Source organism: Nocardioides aestuarii, assembly GCF_039527245.1.
In the GTDB taxonomy this organism is placed as follows: domain Bacteria; phylum Actinomycetota; class Actinomycetes; order Propionibacteriales; family Nocardioidaceae; genus Nocardioides; species Nocardioides aestuarii.
Genome location: NZ_BAAAJT010000002.1, coordinates 2,942,049 through 2,964,209, shown reverse-complemented (window position 1 = coordinate 2,964,209; position 22,161 = coordinate 2,942,049). Strand labels below are relative to the sequence as shown.

Below are 22,161 nucleotides of genomic sequence, written 5' to 3'. Positions count from 1 at the left end.
GTGGCCGACGGAGTCGCCCACGGCTGCCCGGCTCATCACAGGTTGATCATGTGGCCGGCGATGCCCTCGACGGCCTCCTTGACCGCCTCCGACAGCGTCGGGTGGGCGAAGACGTTGCGCGCCATCTCGTCGGCCGTGAGGTCCCACTTCTGCGCCAGCGTCAGCGCCGGGAGCAGCTCGGTCACGTCGGGGCCGATCATGTGGGCGCCGAGGATCTCGTTGTACTCCGCGTCGGCGACGACCTTCACGAAGCCCACCGCGTGGCCGAGGCCCATGGCCTTGCCGTTGGCGGTGAAGGGGAACGTCGCCGTCTTGACGTCGTAGCCCTTCTCCTTCGCCTGAGCCTCGGAGTAGCCGAACGACCCGATCTGCGGCTGGCAGTAGGTCGCGCGCGGGACGAAGTCGATCTCGACCGGCATCGTCTCGGCGCCGGCGATGGTCTCGGCGACGACGACGCCCTGGGCCTCGGCGACGTGGGCGAGCATGAGCAGGCCGGTCACGTCACCGATGGCGTAGACGTGGTCGACGTTGGTACGGCCGACCTCGTCGACCTTGATCGCGCCGCGGTCGGTCGTCTCGACGCCGGTGTTCTCGAGGCCGTAGCCCTCGAGCCGGGGCGCGAACCCGAAGGCCGCGAGCATCTTGTCGGCCTCGAGCACCTGGCTCTCGCCGTTGCCGTCGGCCGGGGCGACGGTGACCTTGACGCCGGAGCCGGTGTCCTCGACGTTCTCGACCTTGGTCGAGAGCATGACCTTCACGCCGAGCTTCTTGTAGTGCTTGAGCAGCTCCTTGGACACGTCGGCGTCCTCGGTGGGCACCATCCGGTCGAGGAACTCGACGATCGTGACGTCGACGCCGAAGTTCTTCATGACGTAGGCGAACTCGACGCCGATCGCGCCGGAGCCGCCGATGATGATCGAGCCCGGGAGCTCGCTGTCGAGGATCTGCTCCTCGTAGGTGACGACGTTCTCGCTCGTCTCCATGCCGGGCAGCATCCGGACCTTCGCGCCGGTCGCGAGGATCAGGTCGTCGCAGGTGTAGGTGGTGCCGTCGACCTCGATCTCGTTGGCCGACTTCAGCTGGCCCCACCCGTTGATCTCGGTGATCTTGTTCTTCTTCATGAGGAAGTGGACGCCCTTGACGATCCCCTCGCTCACCTTGCGGGAGCGGGCGTGGGTGGCGTCGTACTTCATCGACACCTCGCCCTCGATGCCGAAGAGGTCCTTCTCGTGCTCGAGCGTGTGGGCGAGCTCGGCGTTGCGCAGGAGTGCCTTCGACGGGATGCAGCCGACGTTGAGGCAGACACCGCCCCAGTACTTCTCCTCCACCACGGCGACCTTCTTGCCGAGCTGAGAGGCGCGGATGGCGGCGACGTAGCCACCGGGGCCGGCGCCGAGGACCAGGACATCGAAGTGGTTGTCGCTCACGACCCCCAGCCTAGTGACCGGTGTCGCGACCCGCGAATGCGGAGGTCTCACCGCTAGCCTGCTCCGCGTGACGCTGTATGCCGCCTACGGGACCAACCTCGACCCGCGGCGCATGCTCGAGCGCTGCCCCCACTCCCCCCTGCGCACGACGGGCTGGCTCACCGGCTGGCGGCTGACGTTCGGCGGCGAGGAGCACGGGTGGGACGGCGCGCTCTCCACGATCGTCGAGGACCCGATCGAGCAGGTCTTCGTCGCGATCTACGACATCACCCGCGAGGACGAGCTCGCCCTCGACGGCTGGGAGGGCGCCGACCTGGGGCTCTACCGCAAGACCAAGGTGCGCGTCGCGACGATGACCGGCGAGCTCGTCGTCTGGACCTACGTGCTCGACGCCTACGAGGGCGGCCTGCCCTCTGCGTCCTACCTCGGCGTCCTCGCCGAGGCCGCCGAGGCCGCCGACGCCCCCGACGACTACGTCGCCGCCCTGCGTCGCCGTCCCTGCCGCTCGACCGGGCTGTAGCTCGCGGCCGGCGCCGTTGCTTGACGTCAAGCAACCAGGCTCGAGGGCACGCGGGGGCCGGGACTTGGGCGCCCGGAGCAGGGTGGAGTCATGACTGACACCAGCATCGGCACCCGCACACTCGGCACCGGCGACCACGCCCTCGAGGTCTCCACCCTCGGCCTCGGCTGCATGGGGATGTCGGAGTTCTACGGCACCCGCGACGAGGACGCCGCGGTCGCCACCATCCATCGTGCGCTCGACCTCGGCGTCACCTTCCTCGACACCGCCGACATGTACGGGCCCTTCACCAACGAGCAGCTGGTCGGCCGCGCGATCGCCGGCCGCCGCGACGAGGTCCAGCTCGCCACCAAGTTCGGCAACGAGCGCAACCCCGACGGCTCCTGGGTGCGGATCAACGGCACCCCCGACTACGTCCGCTCCGCCTGCGACGCGAGCCTCCAGCGGCTCGGCGTCGACCACCTCGACCTCTACTACCAGCACCGCGTCGACAAGACGGTCCCGATCGAGGAGACCGTCGGCGCGATGGCCGAGCTGGTCGCGGCCGGCAAGGTGCGCCACCTCGGCCTCTCGGAGGCGGGCGCCGAGACAATTCGCCGCGCCCACGCGACCCACCCCGTCACCGCCCTCCAGAGCGAGTACTCGCTGTTCACCCGCGAGCTCGAGGACGACGTGCTGCCGGTGCTCCGCGAGCTCGGCATCGGCCTGGTCCCCTACTCCCCGCTGGGCCGCGGCCTCCTCACCGGCGCCGTCACCCGTGAGACGCTGGAGGACGGCGACTCCCGCGCCGCCGGCCGCTTCCCGCGGTTCGAGGGCGAGGCCTTCGACGCCAACCTCGCGCTCGTCGAGCAGGTGAAGTCGCTGGCGGCCGACAAGGGCGTCACGCCGGGACAGCTCGCCCTCGCGTGGGTGCTCGCGCAGGGTGACGACGTCGCGCCGATCCCCGGCACCAAGCGGGTGAAGTACCTGGAGGAGAACGCCGCCGCGACCGACGTCCGTCTGGACGACGCCGACCTGGCGCGGCTCCAGCAGGCCGTCCCCCGCGACGCCGTGGTCGGCGACCGCTACGCCGACATGTCCAGCGTCAACGCCTGACCTGCTCCGGCCTAGGGTCGGCCCGGTGACCTACTTCGAGCGCACCGGGCCGGCCGCCTTCCTGCCCACCGACCACGTCCGTGGCGCGTGGCGCGAGGACGAGCAGCACGTCGCCCCGGCACTCGGCCTGCTCACCCACCTCGTCGAGGCCGACCACGCCGCTCGCCGTACGCCGGAAGACCGGCTGGCCGTGAGCCGGCTCTCCTTCGACCTCCTCGGCACGATGCCGGTGGAGGAGGTCACCACCGAGGTGAGCGTCCTCCGTCCCGGCCGGACCGTCGAGCTGGTCGAGGCGACGATGAGCCACGCGGGCCGGCCCGCGGTCGTGCTGCGGGCGTGGCTGATCGTCCGCGGTGACACCGGGGCCCGGCGCGGGTCGCCGGTGGAGCCGCTGACCTCACCCGACGACCTGCCCACGTGGCGCCCCGACGACGTCTGGCCGGGCGGCTTCATCACCTCCGTCGACGTACGCCGCCACGAGGTCGAGCCGGGCCGCGCGACCTTCTGGGTCAGGCCGTCGGTGCCGCTGCTCGCCGAGCCCGTGGGCCCGGTCGCCCGGTGGGCGGGCGTGCTCGACATCGCCAACGGCATGACCGTGCGCGAGGACCCGCGGACGGTCGCCTTCCCCAACGTCGACCTCACCGCCCACCTGGTGCGCGACCCGGTCGGCGACTGGGTCGGCTTCGACACCAGCGTCACCTTCGGTCCGGACGGCCGCGGGCTGACCAGCAGCGTGCTCCACGACACCGACGGCATCGTGGGCGGTCTCGCCCAGTCGCTCACGGTCCGCCCGTCCGCCTAGGGCGCCCCTCCCAATCCGGAGCGCCTGCTGCGCGAGTCGTCGCATCCGACCTGGCGGCGTTGTCGGCGACTTGACGGGCCTCCGGCCCGCCTGCGCACCTCCGCCTTGCCAGCTCGGCGCGACAACACGCTCGCAACGGCGCCGGATTGCGAGGCACGCCCTAGGGTGACGCCGTGAACGAGACCCAGCAGCTCGCCCAGGAGGCGGCCGACACCCTCGCCCGGCTCACCGGCGTCGACCAGCACGACATCGCCCTCGTCCTCGGCTCCGGATGGCTGCCGGCCGTCGACGCCCTCGGCGAGGCCACCGCGGAGATCGCGACGACCGACCTGCCCGGCTTCCACGCGGCCGGGGTCGCCGGCCACAGCGGCAAGGTCCGCTCGATCCGGGCCGGTGACAAGAACCTGCTGGTCTTCCTCTCGCGCACCCACTTCTACGAGGGCAAGGGGGTGCGCGCGGTCGTCCACCCGGTCCGGACGGCGGCCGCCGCCGGCTGCCGGCAGATCGTGCTCACCAACGGCTGCGGCGGGCTCAAGGAGTCCTGGTCGCCCGGCACCCCGGTCCTCATCAGCGACCACATCAACCTCACCGCGACCTCCCCGCTCGAGGGCGCGACGTTCGTCGACCTCACCGACCTCTACTCGGCGCGGCTGCGGGGCCTGTGCCGCGAGGTCGAGCCCGACCTCGACGAGGGCGTCTACGTGCAGTTCCCCGGCCCCCACTACGAGACCCCGGCCGAGATCGGCATGGTCCGCGCCATCGGCGGCCACCTCGTCGGCATGAGCACCACCCTCGAGGCGATCGCGGCCCGCGAGGCGGGCATGGAGGTCCTCGGCATCAGCCTCGTCACCAACCTCGCCGCCGGCATCTCGGGCGAGCCCCTCAACCACGAGGAGGTCCTCGAGGCCGGCCGGACGGCGGCCGCGCGCATGGGCGGTCTGCTCTCCGAGATCGTCGGGAAGATGTAGGGGTGCGCCTCCTTCTCGTGACCCTCGCCGCCACCGCCGCCCTCCTCCTCGCCGGGTGCTCGGCCACCGCGGAGTCCGACGACCCACCCGCCGACCCGGGCTCGAGCGACCCGACCGCCGCGGAGCCGGCGGCACCGCCGGAGGACCCGCTGCGCCAGTTCACGTTCGGAGGCCGCACTGTCTTCTCCTGCTTCGCCGACGGACCGCGCCGCATCGTCCTCTACGACCAGGTGCGAGCCCGTCGTGACGTGACCCTGACCGAGGTGTCCGGTGGCGGCGAGGCCATCCGCATCACCGGCAGCTGGGTGGCGCCCGTCGTCGACGACCATCCCGAGTCCGGCAGCCTCGACCTCGACGCCGGCGGCGTGGGCATCGACGACATCGAGGAGTGGGCAGGACGTGAGCCGCTGGCCGGGGCCGAGCTCCGGAAGGGCCGCGACTACACCTACTTCATCCGCACCACCGTGCGACCCGACCTGACGATCGACGACTTCGCGCTGGCGTGGGACGACGGCGACGCCACCGGCGAGACGACGATCGACAACCAGGGCCGCACCCGGCGCGGCGGCTGCTGATGCGCCGTACGACGACGGCGCTGGCCGCCCTCCTCCTGCTCACCGGCTGCTCCGCCGGCGAGCCGGACGCCGAGCCCGACCCCGCCCAGCCGACCGAGTCGACCTCCGACGCTCCTGCCGTCGACACGCGCCCGCCCCTCGTCTTCGACAACGGCTCCTCCGCCTCCGTGGAGGGCGACTGCGGCGACCGCGCCCCCGTGTGGTTCGAGGTCGCCCTCCCCATGACGGTCCGCCGCGAGGTCCGGCTCGGCGAGGTCACGGTCGCCGGCGACGGCCGGCTCGCCCGCCCGGTCCTGGTCGCACCCCGCCGCGGGGGTGGTGGTGCCGGCGTCGTCAGCGCCGGGCCCGACCCGGGCTGGAGCGTCGCGCGCCGCCAGCCCGGATGGCGCCAGCGGGAGCGGCTCGACGGAGCCCAGCCGCGCCCGGGCACGTGGACGGTCTTCCTCCGGGTGCGCATCACCCCGGACAGCGCGGTCGAGGGCTTCGACATCGCGTGGGACGACGGCCGGACGACGGGCACCGAGCGGCTCGCCCACGGCCTCGGCGTGACGCGCGACTGCGGGTGATTGCGCCGTCCGGCAGGATGGCGCCGTGAGGATCCTCGTGACCGGCGCTGCCGGAGCCCTGGGCCGGGTCGTGACCACCGGACTGACCGACCGCGACCACGAGGTCGTCGGCCTCGACCTGGTGCCGGCCCCGGAGGGTTGGGCGGGCCCCTGGTACACCGCGGACTGCGCCGACCCGGAGGCCGTCGAGGCCGTCTTCGCCCGCCACCGCCTCGACGCCGTGGTCCACCTCGCCGGCATCCCCGACGAGCGCGGCCTGCGCGAGTCGCTGGAGTCCCACACGGTCACCACCGCGGCGCTGCTCGACGCGATGGTCTCCCACGGCGTGCCGCGCCTGGTCAACGCCGGCTCCAACCACGCCGTCGGCCGTACGCCGCGCGCCGAGCTCGCCGACGGGGTGCTGACCGCCGACGTCCGGCCCCGCCCCGACACCTTCTACGGCGTCGCCAAGGTCGCCGCCGAGGCCCTGATGTCGCTCTACGCCGACCGCCACGGGATCGACGCCGTCTCGTGCCGGATCGGGTCGTTCCTGCCCCACCCGGAGTCGGTGCGCGGCCTGTCGACCTGGCTGTCCGAGGACGACTGCGTCCGGATGGTCGAGGCCGCCCTCACCACCCCGGCGCCCGGCTACGCCGTCCTCTACGGCGTCAGCGCCAACACCCGCGGCTGGTGGGACCTCGCCCCCGGTCGCGCCCTCGGCTACGAGCCGCTCGACGACGCCGAGGACCACACCGGTGCGGTGGTCGAGCGCGAGCAGGACGCGGCCGAGGCCGCCCATGTCGGCGGGCCCTTCGCGACCGACGCCTTCATCCGTCCCGCGCTGTGAACCGATGAGTCCGTGGCTCCCCGCCGGTCGGAGTCGGCGAGGACCGACCAGGAGGAGCCCATGACCGCGCAGTCCACCCACCACCTCGACCGCGGCGACGCCGTGATCGCCTACGACGTGAGGCTGGCCGACGTCCCGGACGAGCGAGCGCCGCTGGTGATGATCGGCCAACCGATGACCGCCGAGGGCTTCGGCACCCTGGCGGCTCTGATCCCCGAGCGCACGGTCGTGACCTACGACCCCCGTGGGCTGGGTCGCTCCACCCGCTCGGACGGGCTGGTGACGAACGACCCGGCGACCCACGCCGCCGACCTGCACGCCCTGGTGACCGAGCTCGACCGCGGACCCGTCGAGCTCTTCGCCAGCAGCGGGGGCGCCGTCGACGCCCTGACCTGGGTCGCCGAGCACCCCGACGACGTCTCGCTCGCGGTCTGCCACGAGCCCCCGATCCTCACCGGCCTCCCGGACGCCGAGCGGGCCTTCGCGGCGGAGGCCTCCGTCCAGGCGGTCTACCGCGAGCGTGGCTGGGGCCACGGCATGGCGGCCTTCATCGGCATGACCATGTGGCAGGGCGAGTTCACCGACGACTACCTCGCCTCGCCGCCGCCCGACCCCGCCGCCTTCGGCATGCCGACCGGTGACGACGGCGGCCGCGACGACCCACTGCTCTCGGGCGTCTCCAACGCGGTCACGGCCCACGTCCTCGACGCGGCGGCCGTGACCGCCGCACCCGCCCGGGTCGTCGTCGCGGCCGGCGTCGAGTCGCGCGGCACGATCACGTGGCGCACGTCCGAGGCGGTGGCCGCGGCCCTGGGCGTCTCGTTGACGGAGTTCCCGAGCCACCACGGCGGCTTCCTCGGCGGGGAGTTCGGCCAGGCCGGCCAGCCCGAGGCGTTCGCCCAGCGGTTGCGCGAGGTGCTCGGTCAGGCGTGAGGGGGTAGAAAAGGCCGCATGGCCACCACCGCCCTCGACGGCACCCCAGCCCACACCGTCGGCGAGCTGCCCGAGGTCGGGTCGGCTGCGCCGGACTTCACCCTCACCGGACCCGACCTCGGCGACGTCACGCTCGCCGATGCCCCCGCCGGGGGCAAGCTCGTGCTGAGCATCTTCCCCAGCGTCGGAACGGGCGTGTGCGCCGCCAGCGTTCGGCGCTTCAACGAGCTCGCCGCCGGCCTGGAGGGGACCCGGGTCCTCTGCGTGTCGATGGACCTGCCGTTCGCCCTCGCGGGCTTCTGCGGCGCCGAGGGCATCGACGGCGTCCAGGTCGCCTCCGCGTTCCGCAGCGACTTCGGCGAGACCTACGGCGCCCGCCTGGTCGACAGCGCCTTCGCCGGCCTCCTCGCCCGCGCGGTCCTCGTGCTCGACGAGGAGGGCACGGTCGTCCACCGCCAGCTCGTCGCCGACATCGCGACCGAGCCCGACTACGACGCGGCGCTCGCCAGCCTCTGAGCCGGGCCGCTCACCCGAGGTCCAGCCGCGAGCGCAGCCGCTCGATCGCCCGCGCCGCCGCCCGGCGTACGGACTCGTCGGGGTCGTCGAGCAGCCCGCTGACGACCTCGAGGTGCTCGGTGTCGCCGACCACGGCGAGGGCCCGCGCGGACGCGGCCCGGACGCGTGGGAGGGGGTGGTCCGCCAGCGCGGCGGCACCGTCCCCGGTCCCGGCCACGTCGTGGGCCGCGGCGACCTTGAGGCACATCTCGGCCGGCCGCCAGTCCTCGTCGCCGAGCCCGGCGACCACGGCGTCGGTGGCGCGGTCGTCCCACACGTGCAGCAGGCCCCGCGCACCCCACGTCCGCAGCCAGTGGTCCTTCCAGCTCGCGGGGTCACGCACCGGCTCACCGTCCGACCAGTCGTGGCCGGTCAGCCACGGCAGCACGTCGAGGTGGTCCTCGCGCGGTTCACCCTGGAGCAGGGCCACGCAACGGGCCGTGAACTCGTCCGGGCCGAGGCGCTCGGCGAGCTCGACGATCAGGTCGTGCACGGGTCGCTCCCCCATGTGCCCATCATGGCCCCCGAGGTCTACGGTTCGGGCCATGAGCACCGCCCCCGATCCGATCCTGATCGACCGCGCCCGCGCCTGGCTGGCCGACGACCCGGACGCCGAGACCCGCGCCGAGCTCGAGCGGGTGGTCGCCGCGGTCGACGACGGCGACGCGGAGGCCGCGGCCGATCTCGCCGACCGGTTCGACGGGACGCTCGAGTTCGGCACCGCGGGGCTGCGGGGAGCACTCGGCGCCGGTCCCAACCGGATGAACCGGGTCGTCGTCACGCGCGCGGCGGCCGGGCTGGCGGCCTACCTCCGCGACGAGGGGGCGCGCCCGGGCAGCAGCGTGGTGATCGGCTACGACGCCCGCTTCAACTCCGACGTCTTCGCCCGCGACACCGCCGAGGTGATGACCGGCGCCGGCTTCAAGGCCCTGGTCATGCCGCGCCCGCTGCCGACGCCGCTGCTGGCCTTCGCGATCCGGGAGCTGGGGTGCGTGGCCGGCGTGATGGTCACCGCGAGCCACAACCCGCCGGAGGACAACGGCTACAAGGTCTACCTCGGCGACGGCAGCCAGATCGTGCCGCCGGCCGACTCCGGGATCGCCGAGCGGATCGCGGCGGTCGGTGCCGTGGCCGACGTCCCCCGGGGTGACGCGGGCCGCGTCCTCGAGGACGAGATCGTCGACCGCTACCTCGACACGGTCGCCGACCTGGCCGCCGACGGACCCCGCGACCTCCGCACCGTCTACACCCCGCTCCATGGCGTCGGCGGCACGTCGGTGCTGCAGGTCCTCGAGACCGCCGGCTTCGAGGCACCCTCGGTCGTCGAGGAGCAGGAGCAGCCCGACCCCCGCTTCCCCACCGTGGCCTTCCCCAACCCGGAGGAGGCCGGCGCGATGGATCTCGCGATGGCCCTCGCCGAGCGCACGGGCGCGGACCTCGTCGTGGCCAACGACCCCGACGCCGACCGCTGCGCCGCGGCGGTCCCCGGCCCCCACGGCTGGCGGATGCTGCGTGGCGACGAGGTCGGCGCGCTCCTCGGCCACCACCTCCTCGCCAGCGGCAAGCAGGGCACCTACGCGTGCTCGATCGTGTCGTCGTCCCTGCTCGGCAAGCTCGCCGCGGCCCACGGCCAGCCCTACGCGGAGACGCTGACCGGGTTCAAGTGGATCGCCCGCGCCGAGGGCCTGGTCTTCGGCTACGAGGAGGCGCTGGGCTACTGCGTCGATCCCGAGCACGTGAAGGACAAGGACGGCGTGTCCGCCCTGCTGCTGCTCTGCGAGATCGCCGCGGGCGCCAAGGCCGAGGGGCGCACCCTCGTCGACGTGCTGGACGACCTGGCCCGCGAGCACGGGCTCCACGCCACAGACCAGCTCAGCGTGCGGGTGACCGACCTGGCAGAGATCGCGCGGGCGATGGAGGCCCTGCGGCGGACGCCGCCGACCTCGCTCGGCGGCCTGGCCGTCGAGCAGGTCGACGACCTGGCGGAGGGCGACGGCGGACTGCCGCCGACCGACGGCCTGCGCTACCGGCTCGCCGACGGCGCGCGCGTCATCGTGCGTCCGAGCGGCACCGAGCCCAAGCTCAAGTGCTACCTCGAGGTGGTCGTGCCCGTCGGGCCCGAGGAGGACGGCGTCGAGGCCGCGCGGATCGCGGCCGCCGGCCGGCTCGACGCGCTCAAGGCCGACGTGAAGGCCGCCGCAGGCATCTGAGCCGCGACTAGGGTGGCGGCGTGACCCAGCAGGAGGAACCGCCGGAGTCCGGGGCCGCGGTCGACCTGGCCGCCCTCGGCCGGCAGCTGCGTGCCCTCCGGCGTCGCCAGGGCTTGACCGTCCAGGCCCTCAGCGCCGAGGCCGGGGTCAGCTTCGGGCTGATCAGCCAGCTCGAGCGCGGGCTCGGCAACCCGTCGTTCAGCGCGCTCCACCGGCTCGCGGCCACGCTGCGGGTGCCGCTCGCGACGCTGCTCTCCGGCGAGCAGGACGCGGCCGTCGTACGCCGGGGCGAGGGCGCGCAGCTGCCGATCGGGGTCGACGAGCCGCCGGAGCAACGCGTGGTCCGCGAGCTGCTCACGCCCCGGTCGTCCGCGCTGCTGCAGCTGATCCGTAGCACGCTCCCGGCGGGGTTCACCAACGAGCACCGTCCCTACCGGCACCTCGGCACGGAGTGCGTGACCGTCGAGCGCGGTCGGCTGCTGGTCGTCCACGGGGAGAGCCGCACGGAGCTGGGTCCGGGCGACTCGATGACCTACGGCTGCTCGACGCCCCACTGGTGGGCCAACGCCGACGACGACGAGACCGTCGTGCTGGGTGCCGTCACCCCGTTCGAGCCCTGAGCAGCCGCTCCAGCGCGGCCAGCGGCTCCGGGTCGTCGTCCACCCGCAGGTCGACGTCGAGGTCGGGCGGGGACCAGTCCTGCGGCTCGCCGGACCCCACCACCAGGGCGGCGCTCTGCTGCCCCCGCCGGTCACCGCCGGCCCGCTGACCCGCCAGCAGGGCCTCCAGGGCGAGGGAGGCGAGCGCCCCGGCGTCGGCCGGGTCACCGGCAGCCGCGGTCGCCGCCGCTGCCTCCACCACCCCGGCGCCCGTGACCAGGTTGGCGACCACGACCCCGCTCACGGCCGGGCCGTCGACCGCGCACGAGCCGGCCCAGGCGCTGCAGTCCGGGCCGGTGTGGGCCGCGTGGGCGCCGACCGCGTCGACGACGCCGACCTGGCGCCAGCGGTGGTCGTGGTCCCAGTTCGGGATCCGCGCGAGGGCCTCGGTCGGCCCGTAACCCGTGGCGAGGACGTCGAGCACCCGGCCGCGCAACGACCGGTTGGTCCAGGCCTGGCTCACCACGGCGCCCACCCCGGGCCGCACCGCCGGCACGGCGTTGCCCACGCCGAGCGAGCGGCTGGCCGTCGCAGCCACCAGCAGGCCGGTCCGCGGGACGGCGAGCACGAGCGAGAAGGTCACGCCGTACCCCGCCACGTAACAGCCACGTGAAACTCCTCGGAGGACCCTTGCCACCCGCCGGACGCGGGAGCATGATGATGAAAGCATCATCATAATGATCTCCAGGAGGCCAGGATGTCCACCACCCACCGCCGCCCGCTGCGGGCGGCTCTCACCGCCCTGGCCCTGGTCGCCTCGCTCGGCCTCGCCGCCTGCTCGACCGGCGAAGGTGTCGACATCGAGGGCGGCGGCTCCGACGGCGGAGGTGGCAGCGAGGGCATCGCCGTGGCGATCGGCGGCGAGCCCGACCAGCTCGACCCCCACAAGACCACCTCCTATTTCTCCTTCCAGGTGCTGGAGAACGTCTACGACACCCTCGTGGAGCCCGACGAGAACCTGGAGATGCAGCCCGCCCTCGCCGAGTCGTGGGACCTCAGCGAGGACCAGCTGACGTGGACCTTCCAGCTGCGTGACGGGGTCACGTTCCACGACGGCGCGGAGATGACGGCCGATGACGTCGTCTACTCCTTCGAACGGATCATCGACGACGAGCTCTCGACCGCCTACCGCTTCTCCTCGGTGAAGAAGGTCAGCGCCCCGGACCCGCAGACCGTCGTCATCACGGTCAGCGCGCCCACGCCCAACCTGCTCTCGAGCATCGGCGGCTTCAAGGGCGTGGCCATCGTCGAGAAGAAGAACGTCGAGTCCGGCGACATCACCACCGCCCCGGTCGGCACCGGTCCCTACGAGCTCACCGACTTCACCTCCGGCGACCACATCGACCTCGAGGCCAACCCCGACTACTGGGGCGGCGAGCCCGCCATCCCCTCCATCCGCTACCGCTTCATCTCCGAGGGCTCGACGGCGGTGGCGGCCCTCAAGGCCGGCGAGATCGCGTGGACCGACTCGATCCCGCCCCAGCAGGTCGAGGCACTCTCGGGCGACGACGCCGTGGCCGTCGACGTCGTGCCCAGCAACGACTACTGGTACCTCGCCCTGAACGAGGCCCGGAAGCCGTTCGACGACGTCCGGGTCCGGCAGGCCATCGCCTACGCCATCGACCGCGACGCGATCGCGCAGGTGACCAGCTACGGCACGGCGGAGGTCAACCAGCTCGCGATCCCCGAGGACTCGGCCTGGTACACCTCCTACGACACCTACTCCCTCGACCAGCAGAAGGCGGAGGACCTCCTCGACGAGGCCGGCGTCTCCGACCTGTCCATGGAGCTCATGGTCTCCTCCGACTACCCCGAGACCGTCGACGCCGCCCAGGTCATCGCCGACAGCCTCTCCGACGTCGGCATCGACCTGAAGATCCGCAGCCTCGACTTCGGCACCTGGCTCGACGAGCAGAACCAGGGCAACTTCGACATGCTCTACATGGGCTGGCTCGGCAACATCGACCCGGACGACTTCTACTACTCCCAGCACCACACCGACGGGAGCAGCAACGCCCAGGGCTACTCCAACAGCGAGGTCGACCAGCTGCTCGACGAGGGCCGCACGGAGACCGACGAGGACCGGAGGCAGGAGATCTACGACGAGGCGGCGACGATCATCGCCGACGAGGCCAGCTACATCTACCTCTACAACCCCTCGGTGATCCAGGCCTACAGCCCCGACCTGTCCGGCTACACGGTGCGCAGCGACCGGGCCATCCGCTGGCGCGACGCCTCGATGGGCTGACGGGAGTCGCGATGAGCAGCACCTCGGGACCGCTCACCGGGAGCACGGCGACCGCGGTCGACGAGCGCAGCCGCCTCCAGCGGCTCGCGCGTCACCCGGTCACGCACTTCGTCCTCGTGCGCGGCGTGCTCCACACCGCCGTGGTGCTGCTCGGCGTCATGGTCGTGACGTTCGGCCTGATCCTGCTGGTGCCGGGCGACCCCGTACGGATCGCCCTCGGCACCCGCTACTCCCCCGAGACCTACGACGCCCTCCGGGCCGCCAGCGGCCTCGACCGGCCGCTGGCCGTCCAGCTCGGCAGCTACATCGGTCACGCGGTGACCGGCGACCTCGGCGTGAGCTTCCGCAGCGGCGAGCCCGTGACCGCACTGCTCCTCCAGCGGCTGCCGGCCACCGCCTCGCTGGCCTTCGCCGGGGTCGTCGTCGGCCTGCTGCTCGCCATCCCTGCCGGCGTCTACTCGGCGCTGCGCGAGGGACGCGTCGCCGACGCGGTCATCCGGGTGACCAGCCAGGTGGGCGTCTCGGTGCCCGACTTCTGGATGGGCATCCTGCTGATCACGCTCTTCTCCTCCACGCTGGGATGGCTGCCGTCCTCGGGCTACACGCCCTTCTCCGAGGACCCTGCCGGGTGGCTGCGCAACCTCGCCCTCCCGGCCGTGACCGTCGGCCTGGTCGCCGGCTCGATCATGACCCGCTACGTCCGCTCGGCGGTGCTGGAGGTGCTCGGGAGCGGCTGGGTGCGCACCGCCCGGTCCAAGGGCCTCCCCCAGCAGCAGGTGCTGCGCCGCCACGTCCTGCGCAACGCCGTCGTCCCCGTCGTCACCATCGTCGGCATACAGATGGCCACGCTGCTCGGCGGCGTGGTGGTGGTCGAGGTGGTCTTCGCCTGGCCCGGACTGGGCCGGCTCACCTACGAGGCGGTCGCCGCCCGCGACTACCCGGTGATCCAGGGGGCGGTGCTGCTCATGGGAGCACTGTTCCTGCTGATCAACCTCCTCGTGGACGTCCTCTACGCCGTCGTCGACCCGAGGATCCGCCAGCGATGACCACCTCCCTCCCCACCGCCGACACCTCCACCGAGATGGTCGAGGACGACGCCCCGCGCCCCGGGACGCTGCGGCTGCTGCTGCGCAACCCGGTCAGCCTCGCGGGGGCCGTCGTGCTCCTGCTCGTGGTGCTGGCCGCCGTGCTCGGACCCACGCTCGCGCCCTACGGGGCCAACGACACCGACGTCACCCGCGCCCTCCAGGGTCCCAGCGGCGCCCACTGGTTCGGCACCGACGACCTCGGGCGCGACCAGTTCAGCCGGGTGCTCGTCGCCGCCCGGGTCTCGATGGAGGTCGCGCTCGTGAGCGTCGGCATCTCGCTGGTCGTCGGCGTCGGTGTCGGCCTGGTCTCGGGCTACCTCGGCGGGGTCACCGACGGCGTGCTGATGCGCGTCGTCGACGTGCTCTTCGCCTTCCCCGTGCTGCTGCTGGCACTGGCGATCGTCGCGGTCCTCGGCCCTGGCCTCAGCTCGGCCACGATCGCGATCGGGGTGGTCTACACCCCGATCTTCGCCCGGGTCGCGCGCGCCTCCACGCTGAGCGTGCGCAACGAGCCCTACGTGCAGGCCTCGCGCACCATGGGCACCGGCAACGCCTACGTGGTCTGGCACCACGTGCTGCCCAACATCTCCGGCCCGGTCATCGTGCAGACCTCCCTCTCGCTGGCCTTCGCGATCCTGTCCGAGGCGGCGCTCTCGTTCCTCGGCCTCGGCGTGCAGCCGCCGCGCCCGTCGTGGGGCCGGATGCTGTTCGACGCCCAGGACTTCGTGGGGGTCGCCTGGTGGATGAGCGTGTTCCCCGGCCTCGCCATCCTCCTGACGACCCTGGCCTTCAACCTCGTCGGCGACGGCCTGGGCCAGGTGCTCGACCCGAAGCGACGTACGGCGCTCGCGGCGCAGGCGGGAGGCCGGCGATGAGCGACCTGCCGGTGCTCGCCGTCGACGACCTCCGAGTCGCGATCCACGGCCGCGAGATCGTCCACGGCGTCTCGTTCGAGGTGCCGGACGGCGGCTGCCTCGGCGTGGTCGGCGAGTCCGGCTCCGGCAAGTCGCTGACGGTCCTGTCGGCGACCGGTCTCCTCGACGTCCCCGGCGCCCACGTGTCGGGCAGCTCGGTGCTCGCCACCCCCGACGAGGGACCGACCGAGGTCGTGGGAGCCTCGGCCCGGACGCTCCGTTCGGTGCTCGGCCGTCGGGTCGGCTTCGTGTTCCAGGACCCCGGCACCTCCCTCAACCCGCTGCTGACGCTGGAGCGCCAGCTGACCGAGGGCCCCGAGGCCCATCTCGGCATGACCCGGCGTGCGTCGCGGCGCCACGCGCTCGACCTGCTGGAGGCGGTCGGCGTCCCCGACCCCGAGGACCGCCTCCACGCCTACCCCCACCAGCTCTCCGGCGGCCAGCGGCAGCGGGTGATGATCGCCGTCGCCCTCGCCTGCAACCCCGACCTGCTGATCGCCGACGAGCCGACGACCGCCCTCGACGTGACCACCCAGGCCCAGGTGATCGACCTGGTGCGGTCGATGCAGGCCGACCGCGGCATGGCCGTCGTGTGGATCAGCCACGACCTCGGCGTCATCGGGCAGGTGGCCGACGAGGTGACCGTGCTCCGGCAGGGAGAGGCGGTCGAGCAGGCGCCCGTGCTCGACGTCTTCGACCGGCCCCAGCACGACTACACCCGCCTGCTGCTCGGCTCGCGGCCCGTGCTGGGCTCACCCCGGCCCGCGCCCGAGGCCCCGCCGGAGCCGCTGCTCTCCGTCGATGACCTCCACGTGACCTTCACCCAGCGCGCCGAGACCGGCACCCGCCGGATCCTCGCCGTCCGCGGCGTCTCCTTCGACGTGGCGGCCGGCACGACGCTCGGCATCGTGGGCGAGTCCGGCTCGGGCAAGTCCACCGTGGCCGGCGTGCTCACGCGCCAGGTCGCCCCCGACCGGGGCTCGGTGAGCCTCGACGGCACCGACGTCCTCGCGGCCTCCGGCGCCGCCGGACGCGAGCTCAAGCGCCGGATCGCCATGGTCTTCCAGGACCCCTACGCCGCCCTCAACCCGCGCTCGACGGTGGCCCGTTCGGTCTCCGAGCCGCTGCGTGTCCACAAGATCGCCGAGGGGTCCGAGCGGGACCGGCGGGTGCGTGAGCTGCTCGAGCTGGTGGAGCTTCCGGCGGACTTCGTGGAGCGCTACCCCCACCAGCTGTCCGGCGGCCAGCGTCAACGGGTCTGCATCGCCCGGGCCCTCGCGTGCGACCCGTCGGTGCTGATCCTCGACGAGTCAACCGCCTCCCTCGACGTGTCGATCCAGGCTCGGATCCTCGACCTGCTTCTCCGGCTGCAGGAGGACCTGGGGCTGACCTACCTCTTCATCGCCCACGACCTCGCCGTGGTCGAGAGGATCAGCCACGACGTGCTGGTCATGCACCGCGGCCGTGCGGTCGAGCACCGGCCCGCAGCCGACCTGTTCGAGGACCCGCAGGACGACTACACCCGCACCCTGCTCGAGGCCGTGCCACCGCTCCGGCCCCGGGCGGCGGCCGGGTCCTCGCCCGGCTAGCGGTCGGGGCCCGGTCCGGGCTGGCAGCGCGGGCACCACCACGTCCGCCGTCGCGCGGGGTCGTTCGGCACCTCGTCGACCATCTGCACGGTCGTGCCGCAGCGCAGGCACGGTCGCCGCTGCCGCCCCGACACCCAGTGGCTCTCGCCGCGGACGGCGCGGCCGGTCGTCACCTGGTAGGCGCCCGGCACGGTGGCCGAGTGGCGAAGCGCCGTTGCCGCGCGGTCGACCAGCCGCTCGACGTCGACGTCCCCGACCGGCGTCCAGGGGCTCCGGCCGAGGAGGAAGGCCAGCTCGTTGGCCCAGAGGTTGCCCAGACCCGCCATCCGCGTCTGGTCGAGCAGCGCGCTGACGAGGGGCGTCGACGGGTCGGCCCGGAGGCGGCGTACGGCCTCGGCGGGGTCCCAGTCGTCGCGCAGCGGGTCCGGGCCGAGGTGGCCGACCAGCCGGTCCTCCCCGGCCGTGGGGACCAGCTCGAGCTGGTGGAGCCGCAGTCCCCACGCGGTGGCGCCGGAGTCGACCGCGAGGACGACGCGGACGTCGGCCTGGAGCCGCCGCGGCAGCTGCTTGCCGGGCCGCGTGACCGACCACTCGCCGTCCATGAGGAGGTGGGAGTGGAGCGTCAGGCCGTCCGAGAAGCGGGTCAGCAGGTGCTTGCCGTGGGTGGCGTGGTCGAGCACCGTGCGACCGGCGAGGTCCCGGGTCGCCAGCGCCGGGACGCGGAGGTCCGAGCGCATGACCGTGCGGCCGTCGAGCGAGCGGGCCAGCCGCCGCGCGAGCAGCAGGACGGAGTCACCCTCGGGCATCCTCCGACCCTAGGCGACGGCCGCGCGCGAGCTCCGTCCCGAGCGCGTCGAGCCGCTGCTCCCAGAAGCCCCGGAACTGCTCCAGCCAGACGTCGACCTCGCGCATGCCCGTCGGGTCGACGGAGTAGAGGCGCCGGGTGCCCTCGGGGCGGACGGTCGCGAAGCCGTGGTCGCGCAACACCCGGAGGTGCTGGGACACCGCCGGCTGGGAGATCCCGAACTCCTCGTGGATCACCTCCACGACCGCGCCGGAGGCCCGCTCGCCGTCGGTGAGCAGCTCCAGGATCCGCCGTCGCACCGGGTCGCCGAGGACGTCGAAGGCGTGCATCAGCCGGGCTGCTCCTCGCCGAGGTAGAACGCGGTCGTACGGGCGCCCCGTGCTCGCGCGTCGTCGGGGTCGGCACCGTCCGCGACGTCCGCGGCCACCCAGCCCTCGCTGCTGGCGCGGACGAAGTCCTTGCCCTCCTCGCCGGTCGACCACGCCTCGAACGCGGCGGGGTCGACGGCCTCTCCGGAGCCGAGGTGCAGGGCGAGACCGCGCAGGGCGAGGTCCCAGCCGATGCCGACCGCGCCCGGCCCGTAGGTGTCCCAGTGGTCGTCGGGGTGCGCGATGTGGCGCAGGACGAGGGTCGTGCCGCCGTCCGTCTCCCGCAGGTCGACCTCCACCCACGACACCTGCTCGCCGTACTCCCACGTGACGGCGAACGACCGCGGCGGCTCGCACCGCTCGACGACACCGCCGGCGTTGCCCACGAGCTGGTAGCGGCCCCCCACCTGCAGGTCCCCCTCGACCGGGAGGAACCAGCGCGGCAGCCGCTCAGGGACGGTGAGCACCTGCCAGACCTCTCCCACGGGAGCCGCGTAGTGGCGCTCGATCACCAGCCCGCGGGCCGGCTTGCCGTGGTGGTCCAGGGACGTCAGTGCTCGCTCGCTCATGCCGGCACTGTAACAAGTACATGCTTATATAAGTCAAGACGGAAATATGCGGTCACGCTGATTCTGCCCGCACCTCCGCGCACGCCTATGCTGACCCGAGTGACCACCACCATCCGACCCGACTCCCTCGCCCCCGGGGACGTCGCGGAGATCACGCGGAACGACGCCTCGCTGCGGCGCTTCCTCCACGGTCTCCCGGGCGTCGACCAGGTGGGCGCCGAGGCCCGCGCGGCCGGCCTCGGGACGCGTTCGATCAAGACCACCGCGAAGGCCTACGCCCTCGACCTCGCGATCCGCATGGTCGACCTCACCACGCTGGAGGGGCAGGACACCCCCGGCAAGGTGCGGGCCTTGGCGAGCAAGGCCATGCGCCCCGACCCGGCCGACCCGACCGTCCCCCAGGTCGCGGCGGTCTGCGTCTACCCCGACATGGTCGGCATCGCCAAGGAGACCCTCGGCGACTCCGGCGTGAACGTGGCTGCCGTCGCCACGGCCTTCCCCAGCGGTCGCGCGGCGATGGACATCAAGCTCGCCGACACCCGTGACGCCGTCGAGGCCGGCGCCGACGAGATCGACATGGTCATCGACCGTGGCGCTTTCCTGTCCGGCCGCTACCTCCAGGTCTTCGAGGAGATCGCCCAGGTCCGCGAGGCCTGTGCCAGGCCTGATGGGCAGAGCGCGCACCTCAAGGTGATCTTCGAGACCGGCGAGCTGCAGACCTACGACAACGTCCGCCGGGTCAGCTGGCTGGCGATGATGGCCGGCGCCCACTTCATCAAGACCTCCACCGGCAAGGTGCAGCCCGCCGCGACCCTCCCCGTCACGCTCGTGATGCTCGAGGCCGTGCGCGACTGGCGCGAGGCGACCGGTCAGATGGTCGGCGTGAAGCCGGCCGGCGGCATCAAGACCGCCAAGGACGCGATCAAGTACCTCGTGATGGTCAACGAGGTCGTCGGCGAGGACTGGCTCGACCCCGACTGGTTCCGCTTCGGCGCCTCCTCGCTGCTCAACGAGCTGCTGATGCAGCGCACCAAGATGACCACCGGTCGCTACTCCGGCCCCGACTACTTCACGCTGGACTGAGGCACATGAGCAACCCCTTCGAGTACGCACCGGCCCCCGAGTCGCGCAGCATCGTCGACATCAAGGCCTCCTACGGCCTCTTCATCGACGGTGAGTTCGTCGACGGCAACGGCACCAGCTTCAAGACCATCAGCCCGAGCACCGAGGAGGTGCTGGCCGAGGTCGCCGAGGCCGACGCCGGCGACGTCGACCGCGCGGTCAAGGCCGCCCGCCGTGCCTACACGCGGGTCTGGTCGAAGATGCCCGGCAGCGAGCGGGCCAAGTACCTCTACCGGATCGCCCGGATCATCCAGGAGCGCGGTCGCGAGCTCGCCGTCCTGGAGTCGATCGACAACGGCAAGCCGATCAAGGAGACCCGCGACGTCGACGTCCCGACGGTCGCGGCTCACTTCTTCTACTACGCCGGCTGGGCCGACAAGCTGGACTACTCGGGCTACGGCAGCACGCCTCTCGGCGTCGCCGGCCAGGTCATCCCGTGGAACTTCCCGCTGCTGATGCTGGCGTGGAAGATCGCCCCGGCCCTGGCCTGCGGCAACACCGTCGTCCTCAAGCCGGCCGAGACCACGCCGCTGACGGCGCTGCTCTTCGCCGAGATCTGCCAGCAGGCCGACCTCCCGGCCGGTGTCGTCAACATCGTCACCGGCGCCGGCGCGACCGGCCAGGCGATCGTCGAGCACCCCGACGTCGACAAGGTCGCCTTCACCGGCTCGACCGGGGTCGGCAAGGCCATCGCCCGCGCGGTCGCCGGCACCGACAAGAAGGTGACCCTCGAGCTCGGCGGCAAGGCCGCCAACATCGTCTTCGACGACGCGCCGATCGACCAGGCCGTCGAGGGCATCGTCAACGGCATCTTCTTCAACCAGGGCCATGTCTGCTGCGCCGGCTCGCGGCTGCTGGTCCAGGAGTCGGTGGCGGACGAGGTGCTCGAGCGCCTGAAGCGTCGCGTCTCCACGCTGCGCCTCGGCGACCCGCTCGACAAGAACACGGACATCGGCGCGATCAACTCCGCCGAGCAGCTCGCCCGCATCAAGGAGCTCTCCGACATCGGCGAGAGCGAGGGTGCCGGTCGCTGGTCCCCGGCGTGCGAGATCCCGAGCCAGGGCTTCTGGTTCCCGCCGACGATCTTCACCGGCGTCTCCCAGGCCCACCGGATCGCCCGCGAGGAGATCTTCGGCCCCGTGCTCTCGGTGCTGACCTTCCGCACGCCCGCCGAGGCCGTCGAGAAGGCCAACAACACCCCCTACGGCCTCTCGGCCGGCATCTGGACCGACAAGGGCTCGCGGATCCTCAAGATGGCCAACAGCCTCCGCGCCGGCGTCGTCTGGGCCAACACGTTCAACAAGTTCGACCCGACCTCGCCGTTCGGCGGCTACAAGGAGTCCGGCTACGGCCGCGAAGGTGGCCGCCACGGCCTTGCGGCGTACCTGAAGGGAGGCGACGCCTGATGGCCACCTCGCGCATCGACGTCCGGAAGACCTACAAGCTCTACGTCGGCGGGGCCTTCCCCCGCTCGGAGTCGGGGCACTCCTACGTCGTCAACGACTCGAAGGGACGCTTCGTGGCCAACGCCGCCAAGGCCTCGCGCAAGGACGCCCGCGACGCGGTCGTGGCCGCCCGGTCGGCCGTCAAGGGCTGGAGCGGCCGCACGGCCTACAACCGGGCCCAGATCCTCTACCGGATCGCCGAGGTCATGGAGGACCGCCGTCCCCAGTTCGTCGAGGCGCTGCGCCAGTCCGAGGGCCTCTCGGCCGCCGCCGCCGGTTCCGCGCTCGACGCGTCGATCGACCGCCTCGTCTGGTACGCCGGATGGGCCGACAAGCTGACCCAGGTCGTCGGCAACGCCAACCCGGTGGCCGGGCCGTTCTTCAACCTCTCGACCCCCGAACCGACCGGCGTGGTCGCCGTTGTGGCCCCCGAGGACTCCAGCCTGCTGGGCCTGGTCTCGGTCATCGCCCCGGCGATCGTCAGCGGTAACACTGTGGTCGTGATGTCGTCGTTCAGCCGGCCGCTGCCGGCGATCACCTTCTCCGAGGTCCTCGCCACCAGCGACGTGCCCGGCGGCGTGGTCAACATCCTGACCGGCGACCGGCGCGACACCGCGCCGTGGCTGGCGGCCCACATGGACGTCAACGGCCTCGACCTGACCGGCCTCACCGGCGACGACCTGGCCGCCGAGCTGGCCACCTCGCTCGAGGAGGCCGCCGCCGAGAACCTCAAGCGCGTCCGCCGCGCCCCCGGGGCCCACGACTGGGCCGCCGACCCCGGCCTCGACCCGATGACCACGTTCCTCGAGGTCAAGACCGTCTGGCACCCGATCGGCGTCTGACAGCGCGAGCCGTCACTTCTGACGGTGTGTCACCC

At 72.7% G+C, this 22,161-nt stretch carries 24 protein-coding genes; 18 read left to right on the top strand and 6 right to left on the bottom strand.

Translation table 11 applies throughout. The features are described 5' to 3' along the window. Positions 1-35: 35 nt before the first annotated feature. Complete coding sequence (lpdA, locus tag ABD091_RS14930) at positions 36-1,427, bottom strand: dihydrolipoyl dehydrogenase (protein WP_343919818.1); 1,392 nt, start codon at positions 1,425-1,427, stop codon at positions 36-38. Positions 1,428-1,494: 67 nt separating this feature from the next. On the opposite strand from lpdA, the gene ABD091_RS14925 reads away from it, so the two are divergent. From ABD091_RS14925 to tpx, 9 genes are all read left to right on the top strand, one after another. Then, positions 1,495-1,947, top strand: coding sequence for a gamma-glutamylcyclotransferase (locus tag ABD091_RS14925; RefSeq protein ID WP_343919816.1), 453 nt, complete (start codon positions 1,495-1,497; stop codon positions 1,945-1,947). Between the two features lie 90 nt (positions 1,948-2,037). After that, complete coding sequence (locus tag ABD091_RS14920; protein ID WP_343919814.1) at positions 2,038-3,042, top strand: aldo/keto reductase; 1,005 nt, start codon at positions 2,038-2,040, stop codon at positions 3,040-3,042. Positions 3,043-3,067: 25 nt separating this feature from the next. Continuing rightward, on the top strand, positions 3,068-3,844 hold the full coding sequence (locus ABD091_RS14915) for a thioesterase family protein (protein ID WP_343919812.1): 777 nt from the start codon (positions 3,068-3,070) through the stop codon (positions 3,842-3,844). A gap of 173 nt (positions 3,845-4,017) precedes the next feature. After that, positions 4,018-4,812, top strand: a complete 795-nt coding sequence (locus ABD091_RS14910) for a purine-nucleoside phosphorylase (protein ID WP_343919810.1) — start codon at positions 4,018-4,020, stop codon at positions 4,810-4,812. Positions 4,813-4,814: 2 nt separating this feature from the next. Then, a complete protein-coding gene (locus ABD091_RS14905; protein WP_343919808.1) occupies positions 4,815-5,387 on the top strand; it encodes a hypothetical protein in 573 nt (190 codons plus the stop codon). Next, the gene (locus ABD091_RS14900; RefSeq protein WP_343919806.1) at positions 5,387-5,953 is read left to right on the top strand and encodes a hypothetical protein; all 567 of its coding nucleotides are present in this window, start codon (positions 5,387-5,389) and stop codon (positions 5,951-5,953) included. Before ABD091_RS14905 ends, ABD091_RS14900 begins: the two co-directional genes overlap by 1 nt. Positions 5,954-5,978: 25 nt before the next feature. Then, positions 5,979-6,779, top strand: a complete 801-nt coding sequence (locus ABD091_RS14895) for an NAD-dependent epimerase/dehydratase family protein (RefSeq protein WP_343919804.1) — start codon at positions 5,979-5,981, stop codon at positions 6,777-6,779. A 60-nt stretch (positions 6,780-6,839) separates the two neighbouring features. Then, positions 6,840-7,712, top strand: coding sequence for an alpha/beta fold hydrolase (locus ABD091_RS14890; protein WP_343919802.1), 873 nt, complete (start codon positions 6,840-6,842; stop codon positions 7,710-7,712). An 18-nt stretch (positions 7,713-7,730) separates the two neighbouring features. Further along, positions 7,731-8,228 (top strand): thiol peroxidase, encoded by a 498-nt coding sequence (gene tpx, locus ABD091_RS14885; RefSeq protein WP_343919800.1) that lies wholly within the window; start codon positions 7,731-7,733, stop codon positions 8,226-8,228. 10 nt (positions 8,229-8,238) lie between these two features. Here the strand turns inward: tpx and ABD091_RS14880 are convergent, their stop codons facing one another. Further along, positions 8,239-8,775, bottom strand: a complete 537-nt coding sequence (locus ABD091_RS14880; RefSeq protein ID WP_343919798.1) for a HEAT repeat domain-containing protein — start codon at positions 8,773-8,775, stop codon at positions 8,239-8,241. Between the two features lie 37 nt (positions 8,776-8,812). Between ABD091_RS14880 and ABD091_RS14875 the strand changes: the two genes are divergently transcribed. Then, positions 8,813-10,477 (top strand): phospho-sugar mutase, encoded by a 1,665-nt coding sequence (locus ABD091_RS14875; protein WP_343919796.1) that lies wholly within the window; start codon positions 8,813-8,815, stop codon positions 10,475-10,477. A gap of 20 nt (positions 10,478-10,497) precedes the next feature. Beyond that, a complete protein-coding gene (locus ABD091_RS14870) occupies positions 10,498-11,097 on the top strand; it encodes a helix-turn-helix domain-containing protein (RefSeq protein WP_343919794.1) in 600 nt (199 codons plus the stop codon). Here the strand turns inward: ABD091_RS14870 and ABD091_RS14865 are convergent. Beyond that, positions 11,078-11,719 (bottom strand): DUF1028 domain-containing protein, encoded by a 642-nt coding sequence (locus ABD091_RS14865; RefSeq protein WP_343919792.1) that lies wholly within the window; start codon positions 11,717-11,719, stop codon positions 11,078-11,080. The genes ABD091_RS14870 and ABD091_RS14865 overlap by 20 nt on opposite strands. 114 nt (positions 11,720-11,833) lie before the next feature. Here ABD091_RS14865 and ABD091_RS14860 point away from each other — a divergent pair, with 114 nt between their 5' ends. Genes ABD091_RS14860 through ABD091_RS14845 form a run of 4 tightly spaced genes read left to right on the top strand, consistent with a single transcriptional unit; the run spans position 11,834 to position 16,975 of the window. Then, positions 11,834-13,384, top strand: a complete 1,551-nt coding sequence (locus tag ABD091_RS14860; RefSeq protein WP_343919790.1) for an ABC transporter substrate-binding protein — start codon at positions 11,834-11,836, stop codon at positions 13,382-13,384. 11 nt (positions 13,385-13,395) lie between these two features. Further along, complete coding sequence (locus ABD091_RS14855) at positions 13,396-14,430, top strand: ABC transporter permease (RefSeq protein WP_343919788.1); 1,035 nt, start codon at positions 13,396-13,398, stop codon at positions 14,428-14,430. After that, on the top strand, positions 14,427-15,347 hold the full coding sequence (locus ABD091_RS14850; protein WP_343919786.1) for an ABC transporter permease: 921 nt from the start codon (positions 14,427-14,429) through the stop codon (positions 15,345-15,347). Before ABD091_RS14855 ends, ABD091_RS14850 begins: the two co-directional genes overlap by 4 nt. After that, positions 15,344-16,975 (top strand): dipeptide ABC transporter ATP-binding protein, encoded by a 1,632-nt coding sequence (locus ABD091_RS14845; protein WP_343919784.1) that lies wholly within the window; start codon positions 15,344-15,346, stop codon positions 16,973-16,975. The genes ABD091_RS14850 and ABD091_RS14845 overlap by 4 nt, the downstream gene beginning before the upstream one ends. On the opposite strand, the gene ABD091_RS14840 is transcribed toward ABD091_RS14845, so the two are convergent. From ABD091_RS14840 to ABD091_RS14830, 3 genes are read right to left on the bottom strand one after another with little or no spacing between them, the layout of a single operon-like run. Next, positions 16,972-17,781, bottom strand: coding sequence for a DNA-formamidopyrimidine glycosylase family protein (locus ABD091_RS14840; RefSeq protein ID WP_343919782.1), 810 nt, complete (start codon positions 17,779-17,781; stop codon positions 16,972-16,974). The genes ABD091_RS14845 and ABD091_RS14840 overlap by 4 nt on opposite strands. Beyond that, entirely contained in the window at positions 17,768-18,109 is a 342-nt protein-coding gene (locus tag ABD091_RS14835; protein ID WP_343919780.1) for an ArsR/SmtB family transcription factor, read from the bottom strand. The genes ABD091_RS14840 and ABD091_RS14835 overlap by 14 nt, the downstream gene beginning before the upstream one ends. Then, entirely contained in the window at positions 18,109-18,717 is a 609-nt protein-coding gene (locus tag ABD091_RS14830; RefSeq protein WP_343919778.1) for an SRPBCC family protein, read from the bottom strand. The genes ABD091_RS14835 and ABD091_RS14830 overlap by 1 nt, the downstream gene beginning before the upstream one ends. Before the next feature lie 99 nt (positions 18,718-18,816). Between ABD091_RS14830 and deoC the strand changes: the two genes are divergently transcribed. Genes deoC through ABD091_RS14815 form a run of 3 tightly spaced genes read left to right on the top strand, consistent with a single transcriptional unit; the run spans position 18,817 to position 22,126 of the window. Beyond that, complete coding sequence (deoC, locus tag ABD091_RS14825; RefSeq protein WP_343919776.1) at positions 18,817-19,800, top strand: deoxyribose-phosphate aldolase; 984 nt, start codon at positions 18,817-18,819, stop codon at positions 19,798-19,800. A gap of 5 nt (positions 19,801-19,805) precedes the next feature. Beyond that, entirely contained in the window at positions 19,806-21,245 is a 1,440-nt protein-coding gene (locus ABD091_RS14820) for an aldehyde dehydrogenase family protein (protein WP_343919774.1), read from the top strand. Beyond that, positions 21,245-22,126, top strand: a complete 882-nt coding sequence (locus ABD091_RS14815) for an aldehyde dehydrogenase family protein (RefSeq protein ID WP_343919772.1) — start codon at positions 21,245-21,247, stop codon at positions 22,124-22,126. The genes ABD091_RS14820 and ABD091_RS14815 overlap by 1 nt, the downstream gene beginning before the upstream one ends. Positions 22,127-22,161 lie beyond the last annotated feature (35 nt).

Bases quoted from the DNA above. Each gene is read 5' to 3' on its own strand.
- ABD091_RS14920 (WP_343919814.1), top strand. From the start codon at position 2,038: ATGACTGACACCAGCATCGGCACCCGCACACTCGGCACCGGCGACCAC.
- ABD091_RS14900 (WP_343919806.1), top strand. From the start codon at position 5,387: ATGCGCCGTACGACGACGGCGCTGGCCGCCCTCCTCCTGCTCACCGGC.
- ABD091_RS14890 (WP_343919802.1), top strand. From the start codon at position 6,840: ATGACCGCGCAGTCCACCCACCACCTCGACCGCGGCGACGCCGTGATC.
- tpx (WP_343919800.1), top strand. From the start codon at position 7,731: ATGGCCACCACCGCCCTCGACGGCACCCCAGCCCACACCGTCGGCGAG.
- ABD091_RS14880 (WP_343919798.1), bottom strand. From the start codon at position 8,775: ATGGGGGAGCGACCCGTGCACGACCTGATCGTCGAGCTCGCCGAGCGC.
- ABD091_RS14875 (WP_343919796.1), top strand. From the start codon at position 8,813: ATGAGCACCGCCCCCGATCCGATCCTGATCGACCGCGCCCGCGCCTGG.
- ABD091_RS14860 (WP_343919790.1), top strand. From the start codon at position 11,834: ATGTCCACCACCCACCGCCGCCCGCTGCGGGCGGCTCTCACCGCCCTG.
- ABD091_RS14855 (WP_343919788.1), top strand. From the start codon at position 13,396: ATGAGCAGCACCTCGGGACCGCTCACCGGGAGCACGGCGACCGCGGTC.
- ABD091_RS14850 (WP_343919786.1), top strand. From the start codon at position 14,427: ATGACCACCTCCCTCCCCACCGCCGACACCTCCACCGAGATGGTCGAG.
- ABD091_RS14845 (WP_343919784.1), top strand. From the start codon at position 15,344: ATGAGCGACCTGCCGGTGCTCGCCGTCGACGACCTCCGAGTCGCGATC.
- ABD091_RS14840 (WP_343919782.1), bottom strand. From the start codon at position 17,781: ATGCCCGAGGGTGACTCCGTCCTGCTGCTCGCGCGGCGGCTGGCCCGC.
- ABD091_RS14835 (WP_343919780.1), bottom strand. From the start codon at position 18,109: ATGCACGCCTTCGACGTCCTCGGCGACCCGGTGCGACGGCGGATCCTG.
- ABD091_RS14830 (WP_343919778.1), bottom strand. From the start codon at position 18,717: ATGAGCGAGCGAGCACTGACGTCCCTGGACCACCACGGCAAGCCGGCC.
- ABD091_RS14820 (WP_343919774.1), top strand. From the start codon at position 19,806: ATGAGCAACCCCTTCGAGTACGCACCGGCCCCCGAGTCGCGCAGCATC.
- ABD091_RS14815 (WP_343919772.1), top strand. From the start codon at position 21,245: ATGGCCACCTCGCGCATCGACGTCCGGAAGACCTACAAGCTCTACGTC.